The following is a 21206-nucleotide window of genomic DNA, read 5'->3' on the forward strand; positions in this document are numbered from 1 at the left end:
CCTTTCCTATTCGCTGACGAGGCTGGTGTTGTCGGAAAACTGGGAGAGCCGGAAGACCACGAACTCGGCGGGCTTGACCGGCGCCACGCCGATCTCGCACACCACCTGGCCGAGGTCGACCGACTCCGGCGGGTTGTTGTCCCGGTCGCACTTGACGTAGAACGCCTCGTCCGGCGTGCGGCCGAACAGCGCGCCCTGGCGCCACTGCTCGGTGAGGAACGCGGTGATGTTGCGCCGGATACCGGCCCACAGCCGGTCGTCGTTCGGCTCGAACACGACCCACTGCGTGCCCAGCAGGATGGACTCCTCCAGGAAGTTGAACAGCCGCCGCACGTTCAGGTACCGCCACGCCGGGTCGGACGACAGCGTGCGGGCACCCCAGATGCGGATACCGCGACCGGGGAACGTGCGCACGCAGTTCACGCCGACCGGGTTCAGCAGGTCCTGCTCGCTCTTGCTCAGCGTGGTCTCCAGGTCCACCGCGCCGCGGATCGTCTCGTTCGCCGGAGCCTTGTGCACGCCCCGCTCGGCGTCGCTGCGCGCCCACACCCCGGCGATGTGACCCGAGGGCGGCACGAACGTGTTGCGTCCACTGGCCGGGTCGAACACCTTGATCCACGGGTAGTACAGCGTGGCGTAACGGGAGTCGTGGTTCGCCTCCTCCATCCGCCACTTGTGCACCCGCTGCGCGGACAGGCCGGGCGGCGGGTCCAGCACGGCGACGCGGTCACCCATCTGCTCGCAGTGCGAGATGACGGCGGCCTGTACGGTCCGCACGCCCTCCAGGTCGATCAGGCCGCGCTGGTAGGCGCTCATCAGGTCGGGCACCGCGACCATGGTGACCTCGTCGACGTTCTCCAGACCGCCGAACCCGGTGCGCGCCGCGGCGTCGCCGACGTACTGCTGCGCGTCGAGCTTGACCGGCTGCGGCGCCTTCGGGGCGGGCACGGCCACGGACTGCCGTTCCGGCCGGGTCGGGGCGGCGCCCGACCGCTCGCTGACCTCGATCAGCTTCGACCGTTCCGCGACCTGCGTCACCACGTAGTTCTTGAGGTTCTTCCGGGTCGACACGTCGAAGCTCTCCACGACCTTGTCGCCCTGGCGGACCAGCAGCTTGAAGCGGTCCTCCGGCGGGTTCTCGCCGTCGGCGTCGGCGATCTCCACGGAGATGTCCTGGCCCGCCTCGGGCAGCGCCGAGATGCGCAGCCCACCCAACGTCACGGGCGACGCGGCGGCGGGCTCGGTCTCGGCGTCACCGGCCGGACCACCCACCCGCACCACGTACGCCGCGCCGCCGCCGTTGGCGAAGTAGCCGTAGACGGCGTGCGGCAGGTAGGCGTCCTCGGTGAAGCCGCCGAAATCGCGCACGTACTGGTTCCAGTTCGCGACCCGGGTCGGCTGGTGGAAGGGTCCCCGCTCGGCGAAGCCCACGAAGGCCGCCACCGCGGTGCCGACACCCTCGATCGGGCGTGCGCCGGTCTGGACCTCCTCCACGTACACGCCGGGCGAGAGGTACTGCGGCATGGTCGCTCCTCGTCTGCTCATCCGCTGGTGCCTGCTGTTCCGCTCTGGTACGACCAGCGTCGCGCGCGCACGACGGCGGCGGCAGGGCCCGCGGACCCCGGGTCAGGGCACTCCCGTTGCCCCAACAGGCAATCGGCGTTTCGGGCACGCGAAAGGGTGCCTGCAGCGGACGCCCTTCGTATCGCTGGGATCACCGCGACTCGGTCGTCACCGGGACTCGGTCGTCACCGGGACTCGGCGGCCTCCAGCCACGGCCCGAACTCGCCGGGCAGCACGAGCCTGCCGAGCTTGCGGTACTCCTGGTGCACGGCGGCGATCACGTCGGCCATCCCCACCGACCGACCGCCCGCCGCGGCCAGGTAGGCGGCGGTCACCGCGCACGCCCGGATCGACCCGCCCGCCAGCTCGAACCGGTCGGCGCAGAACGCGAGGTCCAGGTCGTCCGCGCGGGGCAGGCGCGAACCGAGGCAGTGGTCCCACAGCGCGAGCCGCTCGGCCGCGCCCGGCAACGGGAAGTCGGCGATCACGTCGATCCGGCGCGTGAACGCCTCGTCCATGTTGGACCGCAGGTTGGTGGTGAGCACCGCGATGCCGTCGAAGGACTCCATCCGCTGCAACAGGTACGCCGACTCCGTGTTGGCGTGCCGGTCGTGCGCGTCGTTGACCTCCGAACGCTTGCCGAACACGGCGTCCGCCTCGTCGAACAGCAGCACCCCGTGCACGCCCGCGGCCTCGGTGAAGATCCGTTCGAGGTTCTTCTCCGTCTCGCCGATGTACTTGTCCACCACCGACGACAGGTCAACCACGTAGAGGTCCATGCCGACCGCCCCCGCGACGACCTCGGCCGACATCGTCTTGCCGGTGCCCGACTCGCCCGCGAACAACGCCACCACACCACGTCCCCGACCACCACCGGGACGCATGCGCCACTGGCCGAGCACCCGTTCCCGGTGGCGTGCGCGCATCACCAGCTCGTCCAGCTGCCGTCGGGTCGGTTCGGGCAGCACCAGGTCGTCCCAGTCCACCGCGGGCGTGATCCGCCGTGCCAACCGCTCCAGCCCGGCCCCGTTCCGCGCCCGCACCCCGGCCCGGACGTGCGCCAGGCCGATCGGTCGATCTTCCAGCACCGCCAACCGTGCAGCGGCCGCCACCGCGCGCTCCACCTCGTCCGTGCCGAGCCGGTAGCCCGCCAGGTCCGCCACCACTGCCGGATCCGCCGCCGTGCCGGTGGCGTCGGCCAGCGCCCGTGCCCACCGATCGGCCCGCGCGTCCGCGTCCAGCGGCGGTACGTTCAGCGACACCACCTGGTGACTGGTCCACTGTGGATCCCAGTGTCGGTTGCCGTGCAGGAACAGCGGCACGTCGTCGGCGAGCCCGGTGAGGTCGCGGATCACCTGGGCCCGTTCGGGCAGCAGCGGTTCCAGGGGACCGAACACCAGTCCCGCACCGCGCAACCGGGCTTCTCTCACCACTGCCGTGAGCGGAAGGCCCGCTATCGCCGCCACGTCCAGCACCAGCGCGTCCCGACCGGCCGCCGCCAGCGCGTCCACCGCCACCCGACTCGCGTCACCGTCGGCGTCCCGCAAGTGGACGGCCAGGATGCCCGCGTGCAGCGCGTCACCGATCTTCCGCGCCAACCCCTCCGGTGCCGCATTCCCGGACCGCAGCCGGACGGCGGTGCCGAGCGCCGGATCCGGTTCGTCGTCACCGAGGAGGTGGGCGACTATCCGGTCGGGCACACGCAGCGTCCGCGACAACGCGGGCAACTCGTCGTCCCGCACCTCCACCAGCCCGTACTTGACCAACGGCGCCGTGGGTGCGAACCGGAACCTCCCCGCACTCGCAGCAGGCAGCCCGCACAGCTCCAGCGCCAGCCCAACGGTCGCGCGGCGCCGCGTGACGTCGTCGTTGAGGTAGCCATATAGGCGTTCGAAGCGCGCATCGACATCCGGCGCCAGTGCCACCAGCAGAAACTCCAGATCCACCGGTTCCAACCCGAACCGCCGCCCCAGCATCGACAACCGCGGCCCAGGCTCAGGCACCACCGCCGCCAACACCTCCAGCTCGGGATCCGACTCCACCGGCGGAAGCAGTTCACTCCGCCAATCGAGCACCCGCCTCACCGCCTCCGCGGTCAGGTAAAGCCCTCGATGCGGATCGTCGACCTCCGACCCACCCCCACCCCGCACCGCGACCGCCTGACGAACCCTCCACTCGACCACACTCAACCTCGCCAGGAGATACGCAAGATCCGCCGCCCGCGCCGCCGGCGCCGCCGTGGTCATCGTCATCACCCACCACCTTTGTCGGTACCGGTTGCTACGGTCTGCCCAGAGCAAGATCGCCGACCCACCAAAGATCACCCAGACGAGCTAACCGAGCGTGAATGGAAGATTCGAGGAAACTTTTCAGGCCCCAATTGCGTTGCCGGGAAAGAAGGAGGCAGCACGGCGCGGCGGGCAAGGCGTCTGCGGCGGACGATGAAGTGTCGGGTCGACGGGTCGCAGCCCGATCGCCAGCCGCGAGCCCGAGCCGGAGGGCAGCCGAGCCCGAGCCGGAGGGCAGCAGCGATCGGCACCGGAGGAGCATCGAGCCAATGGCGACGACCGAGCGGTCGACGGCCGGCGGCGAGCGATCGAAGTCTGGCGCACGGTGTCGCGCTCGGCACCCCGTGGCCGGTGGCCGCGGCTGACGGTTCGGCGGCTGCGGCTGGGCGGTGCACGGTAGCGGCTGGTGGCAGGTGTGGATGGTGGGTCGGTCGTTGACGGTCGGTCGTAGCGGTGGAGCCCCGTCACGGGTGGACCACTGCGGGGTGGACCACTGCGGGGTGGGCACTGGCGGGGCCGACGGTGCGGCGGGCTGGTCTGGCAGGTGCGCGGTCGCGCGTGCGCATTCGCGCCCAGGCCCGGTGTGGCCCGCTGGTGTGTGGAGGAGGGTGCCCGCCGGGGCGCGGCGAGTGGTACCTGGGGCGCGCGCGGACGGTGCCTGAGGCGCGTGGGGGACGGTGCGGGGACGGTGCGGGGCTGGTGTTGGGGGCCGGGCCGGAGGGTGTCGGGGGCATCAGGTGATGGGGCCGCGGCGGCGGCGGTCGGTGGGGCGGGGGCGGGTGGGGGCGAAGCCGGTGTCGGGGTGCGGGTTGTCGTAGCGCAGCCGGCGGGCGGGTTCGGTGGGGGTGCCGGACAGGACCAGGCCGCCGTCGGCGGGTGGGGGGAGTGGGGTCAGGGCGCCGGCGACCGGGGCGGTCGCGACGAGGTTGATGGCCGGTTTGAGCCGGCCGCCCAGGGCTGACCACACGTCGGTCGCGGCGCGGGCTTCGGAGATTGGGCCGCCCGACTCCAGCACGACGGTCAGGCCGAGGTCGGCCAGGGAGCCGGTCAGCCATTCGGGCGCCAAGTGGCCGTGGGCGGCCAGGCAGGTCAGAGCCTCGGACAGCAGGCGGTGTTCGTCCTGTGGTCGGTTGGTCCACGCGGTCACCAGGTAGGACAGGCGGAACCAGCGGGGTGGTTTGCGGTGGGCGACCAGTTCGTCCCGTTCGAAGACCTCCAGGTTGCCGGTGCTGCGCCTGGTCGGGTCCTCGCGGATGTCGTAGAGGAACACGTTGACCGTCGGGGCGTTGCGGCGGGCCGTCCAGTCGGTGGTGGGTGCCTCGAACGCGAGCTCACCGCCGCCACCGGGCACGCCGCCGCCGGCGAGCAGTCGGCGGATCCCCTCGTCCACCTCGTGGATCACGATGACCTCCTCCGGACGACATGGGCAGAGCGGAAGCACCAAAGCAGGGAATCACCGTCGTCGGACCTCGTCTGGTGGGCCCACGGAGCCGGGCACGACGAGGAACTCGGTGGTGGCGGCTCGGAAGCCGGGGCCCGTGGCGGTGATGGTGCGTTCCCCGGTCCGGTCCTTGGCCAGGATGAGCAGCTGCGCCGTGAAACCGCCGTCCGGGCGCGGGATGGTCGGGGCGGCGGACGCGGTGATGCCAGGAGACCACGACAAGCGCACCGGCACGCCGGGAGGGAAGTCCTCGCCACGCACCGAAGTCACGAAGCCAGGCTCCCCGATCGGCGGCACGGCCACGATCCGGGGCAGCAGCACGCGCATCGGCGCGACGGCCACGTTGTCCCCCGCATCGGCATCGGTACCGCTCGTCCGCAAAGTACCCCGCACAACGGCCTCCAACGGCACATCCGGCGCCAACACGACCTGCACCACCTGCGTCCCACCCGGCGGCAGGTCGGGCAACGGGCACCCAACGGCCGCACACCCCGGCGGCAGCGCGGCTACCGGCACCGCGGGCAGCCCGAAGTCCAACCGGAGCCCGGTAGCCGGCGCACCACCACCGTTGCGCACCGTGTAACTCACCGTCGCCCGTCCACCCACATAGGACGGATTCGGCTGCACCACCACCGCCAGCGAAGGACCAGCCGGCGGCACGACGGGCGGCGGCGCGGGAGGCGGAGGACCGGTCACCGGGTCACGCACCGGGATCCCGGTGACCGCCGCGTTGTCCGACGGCAGCACGTCCACCACCGAACCGGCCACCGACCACGTCACGTCCCGCCGACCGGGCACCAGCCCCACCACCTCGGCGACCACCTCCACCGCCTCACCAGCACCGACCATCCCCAAATCGCACCGCGAGACCTCACAACCACCCCGCGCGGGACGCAGGCCGAGCAGACGCACACCCTCCGGCACCGCCACGGTCAACGCGGTCCCGGGCGACGCCGCCGGACCACGATTGGTCACGGTCACCGTCACCGCAGTCGTCACGCCGGTCTCCACCACCGGCGCGGAGGACGGCGCCCGCACGGTCAGATCGACCGTCCACTGCCACGTCGGCTCCTTCTGCCTGCCCGGCAGGTCGGCCGTGATCCGCCGCATCGCCCCCGTGGCCAACTCCACCACGACCAACTCCTCCGGCGACCGCAGATCACCCTCACGACGCGCGGTCAGCACCACCTGGTCACCGGATGGCGAGAACGACACGTCCCGAGGCTGGAACGGCCCCGAAGGCGGTGCGGTCAGCGGCGTGGCGCAGGTACCGGCGGGCAGCAGCACCCGACACCCGTTGTCCGCCAACGACACCAGCAGCACCCCGTCGGCCTCGCGGTTGAACGCCAACGTCCGCCCGTCCGGGCTGAACACCGCACTGTCGTCGGTCACCTCGCAGTCGAACCCGCACACCGCCGCCGACACGTCCCGCTGCCTGTCCAACGTCCCGGCCCGAGCGGTCCACACGTGGTTGTCCCGCACCTCGCCGGTGGGCCCGTCGAAGACCCGACCCCTGGTGAACGCCAACGTGCCGCCGTCGGGCGACCACGCGGGCTGCGTGTCCTCCTGGTCGGCGGCGGACGGCGGGGGAGTCAGCCGCCCGACCACGGCACCGGTGGCCGCCTCCACCACCACGATCCGGCTCGCCCCACCCGCCGGGCGCACCCCTCCGGGCGACCGGCGGGCGAAGGCCAAGTACCGGCCGTCCGGCGACCAGACGGCGTCGAACTCCCAGTCTGCGGGTTGCCGATCGGCGACCGGCAGGCGACGCGCGTCACCACCGTCGGCATCGACGAGCCACAGCCGCTGCACCCGCGTGTCGCCGACCTGCTCGAACCGGCTCAGCGCGATGGTCCGGCCGTCGGGGGAGTAGGACTGCCGCTGCGTCCACGGGTCGAAGCCGGCCCGGGGCCGGAACAGCAGGTTGGGGTCGTCGACGCTCTCCGGGTCCTCCCGCAGCACCGGCACGCCCAGGTCGCGCGGGTCGGAGCCGTCCGGCCGGATGTCCTGCAACGTCGCGGTGAAGTGTGTCTCAGCGGTCGTGCGGGCCACCACCAGGTGCTCGCCACGCGCGTCCACCAGCCACGTCGGCGACGTGACCGCGCGGTCCTCCGCCAGCAGCAGGCCGGGCGCGGCCGTGACGGGCAGACCCGGGCCGGTGTCGACCTGGTACACCTTCTCCACGTCCGGGTCGGCCGGGCACGAGCACACCTGGTCGGTGCTGAGGAACAGCAGACCCGCGCCGTCCGGCTGCCAGACGGGCCACCGGCCACGCCACCCGGCCTGGTCACCACCCAGCACGGGCACGCCGACCCGACCCGCGCCGAGCACACGCGGCCTCGGCACGCCACCTACGTCGAGCGTGTAGGCGATCCGGTCGTCACGCGGGTTCCAGTCCGGCTCACCCGCGTCACCGTCCGGTTCGTCGGTGAGCCGGTCGACCCGCCCGCCGCCGACCGGGATCCGGTAGATCTCGCGTCCGCCGTCGCGGTCACCGGAGAACGCGACGCTCGCGCCGTCCGGGGAGAACGTCGGCCACGCCTCGTCGGAGGACGGCGTGTCGGTCAGCCTGCGCAGCCCCCTGCCGTCCACGCCGACCAGCCACAGGTCACGCTGGTCGCCCGCACGGGAGTCGAACACGACCGTTCGCAGGTCCGGGGACAGCCGAGGACGGCCCGCGTCGAGGCCGTCGGTGAGCCTGCGCACCGAGCCGTCGGCCGCACGCAGGTACACCTGCGGCCTGGGGCTGTCACGCAGGCTCGTGAACACCACCAGCCCACCGCGCGCCGACACGTGATCGTCGTGGTGCGTGGGCCCGGCACCGAGCAGCGGTTCAGTGGGCCGCAGCTGATCCGGCACGGGCCCGGTGACGACGCCGAGGCTGCGGTGCCCGGTGCCGCTGTAGGCGATCCGGCCGGACACGGGTTCCTCCTGGAGGACCGACGCCGACACCGACGTGGCGACGTCGTGCACGACGACGACCGCGGCGCTGAGCGCCAGCACCGCGCCGATCGTGGCGATGGGCCGGTTCGGCAGCCAGGTCACCAAGGTTCCACCTCCGTCTGGGGCGTGTGCCGGAAATCGTCGTCCGCGCGGCCCGGTGGCGCGGAGGTCCCGGCGGGCACGGTCGGGGCATGACTGAAGGAGAGTTCGGGCAAGGCAGGCGCGGGATCAGATCAGGCCGTGCCGCATCGCGTAGCCGACGGCGTGCGCGCGGTTGCGCAGCTGCAGCCGGGTGGTGACCTCGTGCAGGACGTTCTTCACGGTCCGTTCGGAGAACGACGTCTTCGAGGCGATCTCGGCCGTGTCGAACCCCTCCGACACCAGCCGCAGCATGTCCGCCTCACGCGAGGTGAGCGTGGACAGCGACAGGCCGTTGGGGTCGAGCACACTGCGCTGCAACCGGCTCACGTGGTCCAGCAACGTGCCGAGCAGGTCACCGGGCAGCACCGCTTCTCCCTTGTGCAGCGCGGAAACCGTGCTCACCAACCGGTCCTGGTCGGCTTCGGCCCGCCGCAGCACCGCCGTCACACCGCAGTCGATCGTCGTCTGGAGGGCGTCCTGGTCGAACCGCCCCACCACCAGACCGGTGCGCGTGGCGGACGACCGCCGCAACCGGCGCAGCAGCCGCGCCGTCTCGTCGTCCACCCGGTCCACCACCACGAGCGACACGGCGGCACGGTGCTCCTCGTCCGGCCGCACCACCTCGACTTCGGGCCGTGGCCGCAACTGGTGCGTGATCCCCGCTCTCAGCACCTGGTCCTCGGCGTACACGGCCACCGGAATCCTGTTCATGCGACCCTCCTGTGGAATAAGCTCAGCCGAACCACGCTCGTTACGGCTATCGTGTTCTCCCAAGGAGTGCGCGGGCACCGGCGCCGGGCCCGCGGTGCACGGCTTTGCCCGTATGGTGCCCTTTTCTCCCTGTCGGCCGCGGGTGTGCCGTGCCTACCGTTCGTCGGGTGACCGCAACGACCGAATTCGGTCTCCCCACCGTGGTTGTCACGCCCGGTCAGGAGACCAGCACGACGATGACGGTGCGCAACGACAGTGACATCGTCGAGGCGTACGAGTTCGAGGTGGTGGGCGCCTGCGCCCCCTGGACCACCGTCGAACCGGCACGGCTGTCGCTGTACCCGGGGACCTCGGAGCAGGTCGCCGTCGTCCTGCGCCCGCCACGATCACCGGACGTCCGCGCGGGCGAGGTGCCGCTCGGGGTGCGGGTGCTGCCCGCCGAACGACCCGAGTCGGTGGTCGTGACCGAGACGACCGTGATCGTCGAACCGTTCGCGCGGCAACGCGCCCGGTTGATCCCCAAGCGCCGGCGGGCGTGGCGCGGCGCGCGCTACCGCGTCGAGGTGCACAACGACGGCAACACGCCGACCGTGGTGACGGCCGCGTTGCCCGAAGCCGACGACCACCTGAAGACCACCGTGTCCACCGCACCGACCACTGTGGACCCCGGCGCCCACGCCGAGCTGGAATTGCGGGTGCGGGTGGCGAAACCGCTGTGGTTCGGCAAGCCCGCGGTGTGGCCGGTGCGGCTCGACGTGGTGGCCCTCGCCGCGGAGGACCGGCACGAGCACGAGCTGGCCGGGGAACTGGTGCAGCTGCCGATCCTGTCCAAGTGGCTGCTGTCGCTGCTCGGCGCGTTGTTGGCGCTGCTGCTGGCGTGGCTGCTGCTGGTGCGCCCGGCGGTGCTCAGCGCCGCACGGGAAGCCGCCGACGACCGCGCCCAGGAGATCGCCCAGGCCGCCGCCGAACCACCGACGCCCGCCACCCAGGAGCCGGGCGGTGCGCCGGAGCAGCAACCCGCCGGGCAACAGGGCCAAGGGCAGGAGCAGGGCCGCGGCACGACCGGTGGCACCCGGCAGAGCTCCGGCACGATCGAGGTGCGCACGAACGCCGGTCAGCAGGGCACCGGTACCTACGTCGTGCCGGCGGGCAAGGTCTTCCACATCACCGACATCGTGCTGGCCAACCACCAGGGTGACGAGGGCGTGCTGACGATCGCGTTCGGCGAGCGCACGATCACCGTGATCGCGCTGGAGACCTTCCGCAACCAGGACTACCACTGGGTGACGCCGATCGACATCCCGCAGAACGGCACCGTCACCGTGACCGTCACCTGCGCCAGGCCGGGCACCCCGGCCAGTGGCCGGCAGGCGCCGAACTGCGCGCAGCTGCTCAACGTCAGCGGCGAGCTGAGCGACCTGGCCGGCTGACCGGACGCCCGTTGACCGCCGCGCACCCCCAGGGCCTGTCGAACGAGACTTGGGAAACAGGCCCTCGTGGTGCGCGGCGAACTCGTGCGCGGGGGTCAGCGGTGCTCGGCGCGCCGCCGGTTCCACTCGTCGAGCAGGACGTCGATCCACGCGACCATCAGCTCCACCGTGGCGTGGTCGCCGCGTTCGCGGTAGTAGCGCAGGTCCTCACCGGCCGCGGTGAGCTCGAACCACAGGTCGCACGACGTGATGTCGTGGTAGGTCGGCTTCACGGCTCGCGCGGCGACGTGTTGCGGGCCGCCATCCGGAACGCCTCGATGTACTTGGGCAGCTCGACCAGCGCGCGCTCCCACGAGCCCGACATGATCTGCTCGGCGAACACCGCGTCGACCACGAGCCGGTCGACGTCCGGGTGGATGTCGTCGCCCGCCGCGGTCCGCAGCCGCCGCGACACCTCGATCCGGTGCGCCCGCGACCGGATGACCTCCAGGGTGTGCTCCAACTCGGCGATGACCCGCGCGGCCTCCCCCGGCTCCACCACCAGCCACCCCTTGGCCGCCAGGTCGAGGAACAGGTCGCCCGCGAACCTTTCGGGCGTGGAACCGTCCGCCACGCGACCTCCGTCCTGCCGGGATCCCCGGGACTCCCGCGACCACATCGCCCTCACACCTCCGCACCGGCACCGGGGCCGGTACCGGTCCTCCGGAACCCCCGACCGCGTGGCGGCAGGGAGCCGGTTTGAGCCCACCACGCGAGACGGTCCCGCCGGAAGTCCGTCCGGGCAGATCTGCCCGTCCGTACCCGGGTCGGTGCGTGATCATGGTCGACCCGGCGGCCGGCACTACGCCGAACGGGTGGATCCGAGGCGAGGTGGCGTGGAAAGCGGGCCCGGTTCGCCACCGCGACGACCAGGGTCGCGCAGCCGCTGAGAGCACCCGCGGTGCCCCGCTCGATCGCGGTGGGCGGGTCGTCGGGGTGCCGGCCCGCCCACCGACGACGGTCACGGGGTCCAGCGGACGTTCGGGTTGATCCGGCCGGACCAGTCGAAGATCGCCATGTTGTCCCAGCCGTTGCCGCTGCCGTTGATGTCGGCGGGGTCCCAGCCGTTGCCGGGCACCGCGTACCAGGTCGGTTCCCAGTAGAAGACGCCGATGGCGCCCGCGTTGCGCGCGGTGTTCTGGACGTGGGTGAAGTTCGTGGCCTGGCCCTGCCACGTCAACGGGTAGCCGGAGCAGCCGGTGGTGATGGAGTTGCCGGTGCCGTCCGCGTTGCCGGTGGTGAACGGGTAGGCCGTCTCGGCCAGCACGACGTCCTTGCCGTACCGGGAGCGCACGTCGGCGATGACGTTGTAGAGGTTGCTCAACGTGCCGTGCCACATGCAGTAGTACGACAGCGCCGTGATGTCCCACGAGACGCCCTTGGACCTGATGCCGTCGTAGAACCAGCGGGCGTGGTCGAGGCTGTCGGCGTTCGCCGTGTGGATCATGACCTTGGTGGCGCTGTGGCACGCCTTGGTCGCGTTGTAACCGGCCTTGAGCAGCAGGCTGAGGTTGGTGAAGTCGTTGTTGACGACCTTGCCGTCGTCCCACAGCATGCCGACGTTGATCTCGTTGCCGATCTGCACGCTGTCCGGCGTGGTGCCCTGCGCCTTCAGGCTGGTGCACACGTCGTGGGTGTAGTTGTAGACGTCGGTCTGCAACTGGCCGATGCCGTGGTTCGCCCAGGCGGCCGGCTTGTACTGCTTGCCGGGGTCGGCCCAGGTGTCGGAGTAGTGGAAGTCGACCAGCAGCTTGAGGCCCTTGGCCTTCACCGCCTTGGCGTAGGCCAGGACCTTCGCCTTGTTGTTGTAGCCGCTCTTCGGGTTGTTCCAGACGCGCAGGCGGATGTAGTTGACCCCGGCGCCCTTGAGGATGTCGAGCGGGTCCCGGGCGGTGCCGGACGCGTCGTAGTACTTCGCGCCGAGGTCCAGGGCGCGTTGCGCGGTCGAGACGTCGGCGCCGAGCATGTTCAGCGACCCGGCGGCGGAGACGGCCGGGGTGAGCGTGGTCAGCGGCAGCACGGCGGTCGCCAGGGCGAGGGCGGCCTTGACCGCCCGGTGGGAGCCGGACATCCGATCTCCTTTGATCGAGGTGTGGGTGGCGGCGGCTGTGAACGTGCACACTATGAAAGCGCAGACCGAGGGCTGCCTCAAGGGGCAGCGTCCGCCGATTGACTGGGAACGTGCACAACCCCGCGTCCGCGCCCCGGGCGAGTGGCCGGTCCACTCCACGTCCAGACCACGTCCAGAGGCGTGATCGACGCTTCCGTCGTCACCGCCCGGAGAGAAAGGGGCACATCATGCATCGCCTGCGATTTCGCCTGTCCCGGCGCGCAGACACCGTGGCCGAGGTCCTGGCCGTGGCAGCGGCACTGGCGGCTGCGTCGGCTGCCCCGCCGGTCCGGCCCACCTGACCGAACCACCTGCAGTGGACTCAGCGGGGCGTGGTGGCGGTGAGCCGGGTGAGGAACTCGGCGTTGTCGCCCGTCTTGCGCAGACCGTCGAGCAGCACGTCGAGCGCGTCCTCCTTGCCCGCCAACGCACGGCGCAGCAAGCGGATCGACGCGCTTTCGGCGGGCGTGAGCAGGAGGTCCTCGCGGCGGGTGCTGGACTGGTGCACGTCCACGGCCGGGAACACGCGCCGTGCCGCGGTCTTGCGGTCCAGGCGCAGCTCGGCGTTGCCGGTGCCCTTGTACTCCTCGAAGAGCAGCGCGTCACCCGCCGAACCGGTGTCGACCAGCGCGGTCGCGATGATCGTCAGCGGACCGCCGCCCTCGACGTTGCGCGCCGCGCCCAGGAACCGCTTCGGCGCGGTGAGCGAACCCGCGTCCACGCCGCCGGACAGGGTTCGCCCGGACGGTGGCGCGGCGAGGTTGTAGGCACGGCCGAGGCGGGTCGCGGAATCCAGCAGCACCACCACGTCCCGGCCCAGCTCGACCAGGCGCTTGGCCCGTTCGACGGCCAGCTCGGCGAGCGCGGTGTGGTCGCGGGGCGGGTGGTCGAAGGTGGCCGCGACCACCTCGGCGGGCACGCCCCGGGACAGGTCGGTGACCTCCTCCGGGCGTTCGCCGACCAGGACCAGCATCAGGTGGCACTCCGGGTGGTTCTTGGCCAGGCCGTGCGCGATCGACCGCAGCACGGAGGTCTTGCCCGCCTTGGGCGGTGCGACGATCAACGCGCGCTGCCCCTTGCCGATCGGCATGAGCAGGTCGACCACCCGTGTGGTCAGCTCGTGCGCCTCCGTCTCCAGCCGCAGCCTCTCGTGCGGGTGGGTCGGCACGAGGTCGGTGAAGGCCGGGCGGACGCGGGAGTGGCGGGGGTGCGCGCCGTTGACGGCCTCGACGGTGACCAGCGTGGACGCCTTGCCGCCGCGGGGCGCGGGTGCGACCCGGCCGTGGACCTCGTCACCGCGGCGCAGGCCGTGTTCGGCGACCAGGCGCGGTGCGACGGTGACGTCGTCCGGCCCCGGCAGGTAGCCGTCGGTGCGCAGCACGGTCCGGCGGTCCACGACGTCGAGGACGCCGGAGGCGAGTCGAGTATCGGAAAGATCGTTGTGGTTCACGGGTTTCTCCCTGATTCGGGCATGGTGGACAGCGCGGCGGCGCCGCGGTGGGAACCCGGTCGGGAAAGGCTGCGCGAGCCACGTCCGACGCGGATCCGGTGAGAAGATTTCGTGGGTGGGGCTGAAGCCGCCTACGGCCACGAGAACGAGATGACGCACACCATAGCCCCCGGTGCGGCCGAGGCGCAAGCGTGTCCGGTGTGGACAGGTGCTGAGCTGGGGGTTACGCCGGTGGCGCGGCGGTGCTGTCGCGGACCACCAGGCGCGTCGGCACGAGCGTCGTGCCCGCCTTGGTGCGGTGGTGGTGGACCTGGCGCAGGACGCGCTCGACGCACCGCCTGCCGACCTCGGTGAAGTCCTGGTGCACGGTCGTCAGGGGCGGGATGAACGACGTGGAGTCGGGGATGTCGTCGAACCCGACCACGCTGACGTCCCGGGGCACGACCTTGCCCTTCTCGTGGAACGCCCGCAGCAGGCCCAGCGCCATCTGGTCGTTGGCCGCGAACACCGCCGTGCACCCCGGCTCGTCGGCCAGTTCCAGCCCCGCCCGGTAGCCGGAGTCGGCCGACCAGTCACCGCGCCACATCCGGGGCACGGGCAGCCCGGCCTCGGTCAACGTGGCGCGCCACGTCTCGGCCCGGCGTTCGGCGGCGTAGGAGTCCTCGGGGCCGGCGACGTGCCAGACCGTGCGGTGGCCGAGGTCGAGCAGGTGGCGGACGGCCTGGCGGGTGCCGTCGGCCTGGTCGGTGTCCACGACCGTGTAGCGGTCGCCGCCGGTGGAGTCCACGATCACGGCCGGGATGCCCAACGGGAGGGTCATCGTGGCCGCGTCGAGCAGGTGCACCTCCATGATCACGATCACCGCGTCCACCGCGAGTTCACCGAGACGGGTGAACGCGCCGAGCACGCCGTCCTGGGTGGGCACGGCCACCGGGATCAGCGTGATGGCGTAGCCCTCGTGCGCGGCGTGGTCCACTATGGCCTCCAGCGTGCGGCTGTTGCCGACCGTGGAGAGCGTGAACAGGATGACGCCGATGGTGCGGAACTCGCCGTACTTGAGCGCACGGGCCGCGCTGTTGGGCCGGTAGCCCAGCCGTCGCATGGCGTCCAGCACCTGCTCGCGCGTGGAACCGACGACGCTGGGGTGGCCGTTGGACACCCGCGAGACCGTCTGGGCCGAGACTCCGGCCAGGCGGGCGACGTCGGCCATGGAGACGCGACGGGCGGGCGCGCGCCGCACGGCGGGCTGCCGGGGCGTGCCCGACGTGGACTCGGCTGTCACGTCTGGGCTCCTTCCCCTGGCGGCGGTCGTGACGCCGTGTGGGCGCGTTGCCAACTATAGCCCTTGCCCTTTGATCGTTGTTCGCGCAAACATGCGGTGGGGTGGGGAGGTCAAAAGATCAAAAGCTTTGAAAAGCGTCCTCGCCGGACGGGCAGATCAGCAGGATGACCTCCCGCTCGTTCCGTCTCGGTCTCGTTGCGTCGGGGATGTCCGGTTGGGTTGGTGGTCCCGGGCTCCGTGTCATCCCACCGACCTCCCTCCGGGCTACCACACGCGTCAAGAGGGCCCCGAAGTTGGAGTATCAGGCAGCGCTCGCACGAGGCCCTCTTGACACGTGCGGTAGGGCTACGCCAGGTCGGCGGGATGACACGAACCCCTACTTTGTGAAGAGCGGACGCACCCGCCCCGGCGCCGTTCGTCCCCGCGCTCGTCGGCGACGCCCTGCACGTGCCACTGGCGGCGTCCTTCTCCCTCATAGGAGGGCTTCGTGTCATCCCGCCGACCTGGCGCAGCCTTACCGCACGTGTCAAGGGCGGCGCGTCCAGCTTTGCCTCCTACTTCACTGGAGCCTCGCGCCGCCCTTGACACGTGTGGTAACCCGGAGGGAGGTCGGTGGGATGACACGGAGTCCGGGACCACGCTGGGACAGCAGTTCCCAACGGAACAAGGGAAGGACGGGACCGGGGGATGTCATCCTGCTGATCTGCCCGTCCGGCGAGGACGCTTTTCAGGGCTTTTGCTCTCTAGGCTTCCGTGTGCCCCAGGAACGCCTCCGGCACGAACCGAGCAAACGGCTCAGTCAACGCGTCGAGCTCCAGAACGACCACCTCGTTCCCCCCACCGCGCAGCACCGGACCCGGCACGTACAGGGTGCGCTGCGGCCCGCGCGACCAGTACCTCCCGAGGCAGAACCCGTTGACCCACACCACCCCCCGCCCCCACCCACCGGTGTCCAGGTGAAGATCGACAGGCCGGTCGACGTCGAACCCGGCCCGCAGGAACACCGGACCCGACACCGCCGCGCCGCCGACGGGCGTGGAGCCGTCCTGACCGATCCAGATCGCCGGCGGGGTGTCGAGGAAGAGAGGCAGGACGTCCCAGTCCGTCAACGGCACGCCATCCAGCGTTGCCCCACCGACAACGCCCTTCGGCTCACCGATGCGCGGCCCGTAGTTGACCCGCCCGTGGTCCTCGACCAGCACGGTCAGCTCGCCGACGGCACGGTGCAGGCCGAGCGCGCGCTGGTGGTGCTCACGCAGCAGGGTGCCGACCGGTTGGCCGTCCAGGAACACCGACGCGTGGTCGCGCACCTCGCCGAAGCACAGCACCGCCGGGCCGGGTGCTTCGATCCGCGTGGTCATCAGCGCCAGCCGGGGCGTGCCGTCCCACTGCTCCAGGGTCGGCACGGCGTCGTGCCGTTCCCAGCCCGGCCACTCCTTCGCCACGTCCAGCAGGGGCACGGGGTCGGTCAGCGAGACCGTGAACCCCGGCGCGGGGGTCGCGGCGGGCGGTGGTGGTTCCGGCACGTCGCGGTAACGCGAGATGACCTCGCGGAACGCGTGGTACTTGGCCGTCGGGTTCCCGGCCTCGTCCAGCGGCGCGTCGTAGTCGTAGGAGGTGACGGTGGGCTGGTACCTGCCCTTGTCGTTGGCGCCGCTGGTGAACCCGAAGTTCGTGCCGCCGTGGACCATGTAGATGTTCACCGACGCGCCCGCCGCGAGCAGCGCGTCGAGCTCGGCGGCGCTGTCGGCGGCCGAGGTGGTGTAGTGGTGGCTGCCCCAGTGGTCGAACCAGCCGATCCAGAACTCCGCGCACATCAACGGCCCGGTCGGCTGGTGGCGGCGCAGCGCGGCCAGCCGCTCGGTGGTGCGCGAGCCGAACGACGCGGTCAGGTGCAGGCCCTCCAGGCTGCCCGCCGCGAGCATCTCGTCGGTCGGCTGGTCGACGGTGGTCAGCGGCACGGTGATGCCCGCGTCACGGGTGTGCTCGGCCAAGGCCTTGAGGTAGGTCTTGTCGTCGCCGAACGCGCCGTACTCGTTCTCGACCTGCACCAGGATGACCGGACCGCCGTGCTGGACCTGCAGCGGCGCGACGACCTCGTAGACGCGGTCCAGGTAGTCCCGGACGGCGGCCAGGTAACGCGGCTCGGCACGCCGCACACCCACCTCGGGGTCGCGGAACAGCCACGCGGGCAGGCCGCCGTTGTCCCACTCCGCGCAGATGTACGGGCCCGGCCGGACGATGGCGTACAGGCCCGCGTCGGCCACCAGCCGCAGGAACCGGCCGAGGTCCAGCCCGCCGGTGAGGTCGAAGGTGCCCGGGGTGGGCGCGTGCGCGTTCCAGGCGACGTAGGTCTCGATGGTGTTCAGGCCCATGCGCCGGGCCTTGTCGATGCGGTCCGCCCACTGGTCCGGGTGCACGCGGAAGTAGTGCAGGGCACCGGACACGATCTGGAACGGCCTGCCGTCGAGCAGGAAGTCGCGCTCGCCGATGCTGAACTCGGGCACGGGGATGGGTGTTCCCTTCCGGGTGTGGCGCGCGGGTTGTCGAGGTCGGGGGCGGGACGGCCGGGCCGCCCCGCCCCGGGGTCAGCCGGTGGTGACGGTGAAGCCCTGCTGGTTGCCGTAGTCCACCAGCGCCTGCTGCCACGCGGTCAGGCCGGGGTCCAGGCCGGTGGAGTCGGCGTAGGACTTGCCGACCGTGTCACCGAAGATGCTGTTGGCGTAGAGCTGGTAGGGCAGGTAGCTCCAGCCCGGCACGACCTGGCCCGCGGCGGCGGTGAGGACCTGGTTGATCTGCTGGCCGCCGAAGTAGGGCGCGGCCTCGTCCTTGAACGCCGACGACTCCAGGTCGGCCTTCGTCGCGGGGAAGCCACCGCTGTCCAGGAACGGCTTGACGCCGTTGCCGTTGTTGAGCCACCGCACGAACGCCGCCGCGAGCGCGGGCTTGGCGCTCTGCTTGAGCACCGACTGGCCGCCGCCGCCGTTCTCCGCGGTCACCGGGGTCTTGCCGTCGTAGGTCGGCAGCGGCGCCACGGCCCACTTGCCCGCGCCGCCCGGCACCGACGACTCCAGCACGCCCGGCATCCACGCGCCGGTCGCCAGCGTGGCGATCGTGCCGTCACCCAGCGCCTTGTACCAGGCGTCCGACCAGCCGGGGATCGTGGAGACCAGCTTCTCCTCGACGAGCGCGTCCCAGGTGGCGGTCCACTTCCGGCTGCCCTCGTCCTGCAGGTCGATCTTGACGTTCTTGCCGTCGGTGGTGAACGGCTTGCCGCCCGCCTGCCAGATCATGCTGGTCGCGAAGCCCGCGTCACCGGTGTCGGAGGTGATGTACTTGGTCGGGTCGGCGGCGTGCAGCTTCCTGGCCGCCTCGACGTACTCGTCCCAGGTCTTCGGCACGGTGAGGCCGTGCCGGTCGAAGACCTCCTTGTTGTAGAACAGGGCCATCGGGCCGGAGTCCTGGGGCAGGCCGAACAGCCCGCCGCCGACCTTGACCGAGTTCCAGGTCGACGGGGTGTAGTCGTCCTCGAAGGCGGTGAACCCGTACTGGCCGAGGTCGACCAGCGCGCCGGTCATGGCGAACTGGGGGAGTGCCTGGTACTCGATCTGAGCCACGTCGGGCGCACCGGAGCCGGCTTTGATGGCGTTCTGGAGCTTGGTGTAGTGGTCGTTGCCGGTGCCCGCGTTGACGTGGTTGACCTTGACGTTGGGGAACTCCTGCTGGAACGCCTCGACCTGCGCCTTGGCGGACGGGGTCCAGCTCCAGTAGGTGATCTCGCCGCCTTCGCGCAGGGCGGCGTCGACCGCGTCCTGCGTGCCGGTGGCGCCGCCCGGCGCGGTGCCGCTGTCGCCGGAGGAGCAGGCGGAGAGCGCGGTGGCGAGGGCGGTGGCCAGGACTATGGCCACCTGGCGGCTGCGCCTGGTGGGTGACATGGGTGGAGTCCTTTCGCGGCGGTGGGAGGGACTACTGGGCAGGGGGAGGGATCACTGCTTGACGCTGCCCGCGGTCAGGCCCGACTGCCAGAACCGCTGGAGCAGCAGGAACGCGATGACGAGCGGGACGATCGTGATGACCGCGCCGGTGATCACCAGGTGGTAGATCGGCTGGGCGCCGACACCGGAGGCCTGCGCGCTCCACTGGTTCAGGCCCACGGTCAGCGGGTACCAGTCCGGCTCGCTGAGCATGATCAACGGCAGGAAGTAGTTGTTCCACGTGGACACCACCGCGAACAGTGCGACCGTCACCACGCCGGGCAGCAGCAGGCGCAGCGTGACGGTGAAGAAGATCCGCAGCTCACCGGCGCCGTCGATGCGTGCGGCCTCCAGCAGCTCGTCCGGCACCGCCTCCACGGCGTAGGTCCACACCAGGTACAGGCCGAACGGGCTGACCAGCGACGGGATGATGATCGCCCACGGCGTGTTGGTCAGGCCCAGGTTGCTGAACATCAGGAACGTCGGCACCGCCAGCGCCGTGCCGGGGATCGCGATCGCGCCCAACAAGACCGCGAACACCGCCCGGCGACCCCGGAACCGGTACTTGGCCAGGCCATAACCCGCCGCGGTGGCCAACGCCGTCGCACCGCCCGCGCCCACGACGACGTACAGCAGCGTGTTGCCCAACCAGCGCAGGAAGATCCCGCCGTCGTGGCTGAAGGTCTCGGCGATGTTGTCGAGCAGCGCGAACGTGCCGCCGAACGCCAGCCCCGATGTCGACAGCAGGTCCTGCTGGGTCTTGGTCGCGCTGATCAACAGCCACACCAGCGGCACCAGCGTGTAGAGCAGGTACACCGCCATCACCGCGGTCAGCACCCGGGACTTGCGCGGCCTGAGCGGGGAGTGGGTCGTGGCCACGGTGCTCACACACCCTTCCGGGAACCGCGCAGCTGCACGACGTAGGCGATGATCGCGGTGATGACACCCATGACGATCGCCACCGTGGCCGAGTAGTTGTACTGCTGGCCGCTGAACGACAGGTTGTAGGCGTACATGTTCGGCGTGTAGAACGTGCTGATCGCGTTGGGCGCCAACGCCCGCAGGATGTTGGGCTCGTTGAACAACTGGAAGCTGCCGATGATCGAGAAGATCGTCGCGATCACCAGCGCACCCCGGATCGCGGGCAGCTTCACGCTCAGGATCGTGCGGAACGTCCCCGCGCCGTCGATCGCCGCCGCCTCGTACAGGTCGTGCGGGACCACCTTCAGCGCCGAGTACAGGATCAGCATGTTGTAGCCGGCGAACTCCCAGGTCACGATGTTGCCGATGGACAGCAGGATCCAGTCGCCCGACAGCGGCTCCACCGCCTTGCGCCCCAACAGCTCGTTGAGATCCGCCGCGAGGCCGAACGCGTCGCCGTAGATGAAGCCCCACATCAGCGTCGCCACCACCGCCGGCACCGCGTACGGCAGGAAGATCACGATCCGGAAGAACCCCGCCGCGTGCAGCCGCGCGCTGTCGATCGCCAGCGCCGCGACCAGTGCCAGCCCCAACATCACCGGCACCTGCACCACCAGGAACAACAGCACCCGGAAGAACGACTCCCAGAACTTCGCGTCCCCCAGCACCGCCGCGTAGTTGTCCAGCCCGACGAATTCCGTGCCGCCGAAGAAGACCTGTTCGCGGAACAGGCTCAGCCACAGCGCGTAGGCGATCGGCGCCAGGAACACCAGCGCGAACACCGCCAGGAACGGCCCGACGAACAGCCAACCCCGGCGGTCCACGCGCGAACGGCGGGCAGTGCGTGCCGGCGGCCGCCTGGCCGGCGCCGAGATGGACGTCATCGTCACTCCTGTCGGCACGGCATGTTTGC

Annotated in this window: 15 protein-coding genes; 1 reads left to right on the forward strand and 14 read right to left on the reverse strand. The window is 71.1% G+C overall.

The features are described from left to right. Positions 1–6 precede the first annotated feature (6 nt). The 5 genes from A6A25_RS37600 to A6A25_RS37620 all read right to left on the reverse strand — a co-directional run bounded on the left by A6A25_RS37600 (position 7) and on the right by A6A25_RS37620 (position 9087). Positions 7–1524: a phage tail sheath family protein gene (locus tag A6A25_RS37600; RefSeq protein WP_073898615.1), complete on the reverse strand. Its 1518-nt coding sequence runs from the start codon at positions 1522–1524 to the stop codon at positions 7–9. Between the two features lie 224 nt (positions 1525–1748). Next, a complete protein-coding gene (locus tag A6A25_RS37605; protein WP_073898617.1) occupies positions 1749–3815 on the reverse strand; it encodes an ATP-binding protein in 2067 nt (688 codons plus the stop codon). Positions 3816–4584: 769 nt separating this feature from the next. Further along, positions 4585–5253, reverse strand: a complete 669-nt coding sequence (locus A6A25_RS37610; RefSeq protein WP_073898619.1) for a DUF4255 domain-containing protein — start codon at positions 5251–5253, stop codon at positions 4585–4587. Between the two features lie 51 nt (positions 5254–5304). Further along, a complete protein-coding gene (locus A6A25_RS37615; RefSeq protein ID WP_241829129.1) occupies positions 5305–8337 on the reverse strand; it encodes a hypothetical protein in 3033 nt (1010 codons plus the stop codon). A gap of 126 nt (positions 8338–8463) precedes the next feature. Then, on the reverse strand, positions 8464–9087 hold the full coding sequence (locus A6A25_RS37620) for a helix-turn-helix transcriptional regulator (protein WP_073898621.1): 624 nt from the start codon (positions 9085–9087) through the stop codon (positions 8464–8466). Positions 9088–9254: 167 nt separating this feature from the next. Between A6A25_RS37620 and A6A25_RS37625 the strand changes: the two genes are divergently transcribed. Next, positions 9255–10517, forward strand: coding sequence for a COG1470 family protein (locus tag A6A25_RS37625; protein ID WP_073898623.1), 1263 nt, complete (start codon positions 9255–9257; stop codon positions 10515–10517). A gap of 95 nt (positions 10518–10612) precedes the next feature. On the opposite strand, the gene A6A25_RS44440 is transcribed toward A6A25_RS37625, so the two are convergent. The 9 genes from A6A25_RS44440 to A6A25_RS37665 form a co-directional block, all read right to left on the reverse strand. Next, positions 10613–10789, reverse strand: a complete 177-nt coding sequence (locus A6A25_RS44440) for a hypothetical protein (protein ID WP_158073896.1) — start codon at positions 10787–10789, stop codon at positions 10613–10615. After that, positions 10786–11130 carry a hypothetical protein gene (locus A6A25_RS43670; protein WP_241829130.1) on the reverse strand — a complete coding sequence of 115 codons (345 nt, stop codon included), beginning with the start codon at positions 11128–11130 and terminating at the stop codon, positions 10786–10788. The genes A6A25_RS44440 and A6A25_RS43670 overlap by 4 nt, the downstream gene beginning before the upstream one ends. Before the next feature lie 387 nt (positions 11131–11517). Next, positions 11518–12627 (reverse strand): glycoside hydrolase family 53 protein, encoded by a 1110-nt coding sequence (locus A6A25_RS37635; protein WP_073898627.1) that lies wholly within the window; start codon positions 12625–12627, stop codon positions 11518–11520. Between the two features lie 361 nt (positions 12628–12988). Then, on the reverse strand, positions 12989–14116 hold the full coding sequence (locus tag A6A25_RS37640) for a transcription termination factor Rho, short form (protein WP_338013252.1): 1128 nt from the start codon (positions 14114–14116) through the stop codon (positions 12989–12991). A gap of 223 nt (positions 14117–14339) precedes the next feature. After that, positions 14340–15398, reverse strand: coding sequence for a LacI family DNA-binding transcriptional regulator (locus tag A6A25_RS37645; protein ID WP_073898630.1), 1059 nt, complete (start codon positions 15396–15398; stop codon positions 14340–14342). A gap of 743 nt (positions 15399–16141) precedes the next feature. Further along, positions 16142–17905 (reverse strand): glycoside hydrolase family 35 protein, encoded by a 1764-nt coding sequence (locus tag A6A25_RS37650; RefSeq protein ID WP_073898632.1) that lies wholly within the window; start codon positions 17903–17905, stop codon positions 16142–16144. Positions 17906–17986: 81 nt separating this feature from the next. Next, positions 17987–19333, reverse strand: coding sequence for an ABC transporter substrate-binding protein (locus A6A25_RS37655; protein WP_073898634.1), 1347 nt, complete (start codon positions 19331–19333; stop codon positions 17987–17989). 51 nt (positions 19334–19384) lie between these two features. After that, the gene (locus tag A6A25_RS37660; RefSeq protein WP_073898884.1) at positions 19385–20194 is read right to left on the reverse strand and encodes a carbohydrate ABC transporter permease; all 810 of its coding nucleotides are present in this window, start codon (positions 20192–20194) and stop codon (positions 19385–19387) included. A gap of 62 nt (positions 20195–20256) precedes the next feature. Beyond that, the gene (locus A6A25_RS37665; RefSeq protein ID WP_083668983.1) at positions 20257–21177 is read right to left on the reverse strand and encodes a carbohydrate ABC transporter permease; all 921 of its coding nucleotides are present in this window, start codon (positions 21175–21177) and stop codon (positions 20257–20259) included. Between the last annotated feature and the right edge of the window lie 29 nt (positions 21178–21206).

The sequence above is a fragment of the Saccharothrix sp. CB00851 genome (genome assembly GCF_001905065.1).
GTDB lineage: Bacteria > Actinomycetota > Actinomycetes > Mycobacteriales > Pseudonocardiaceae > Actinosynnema.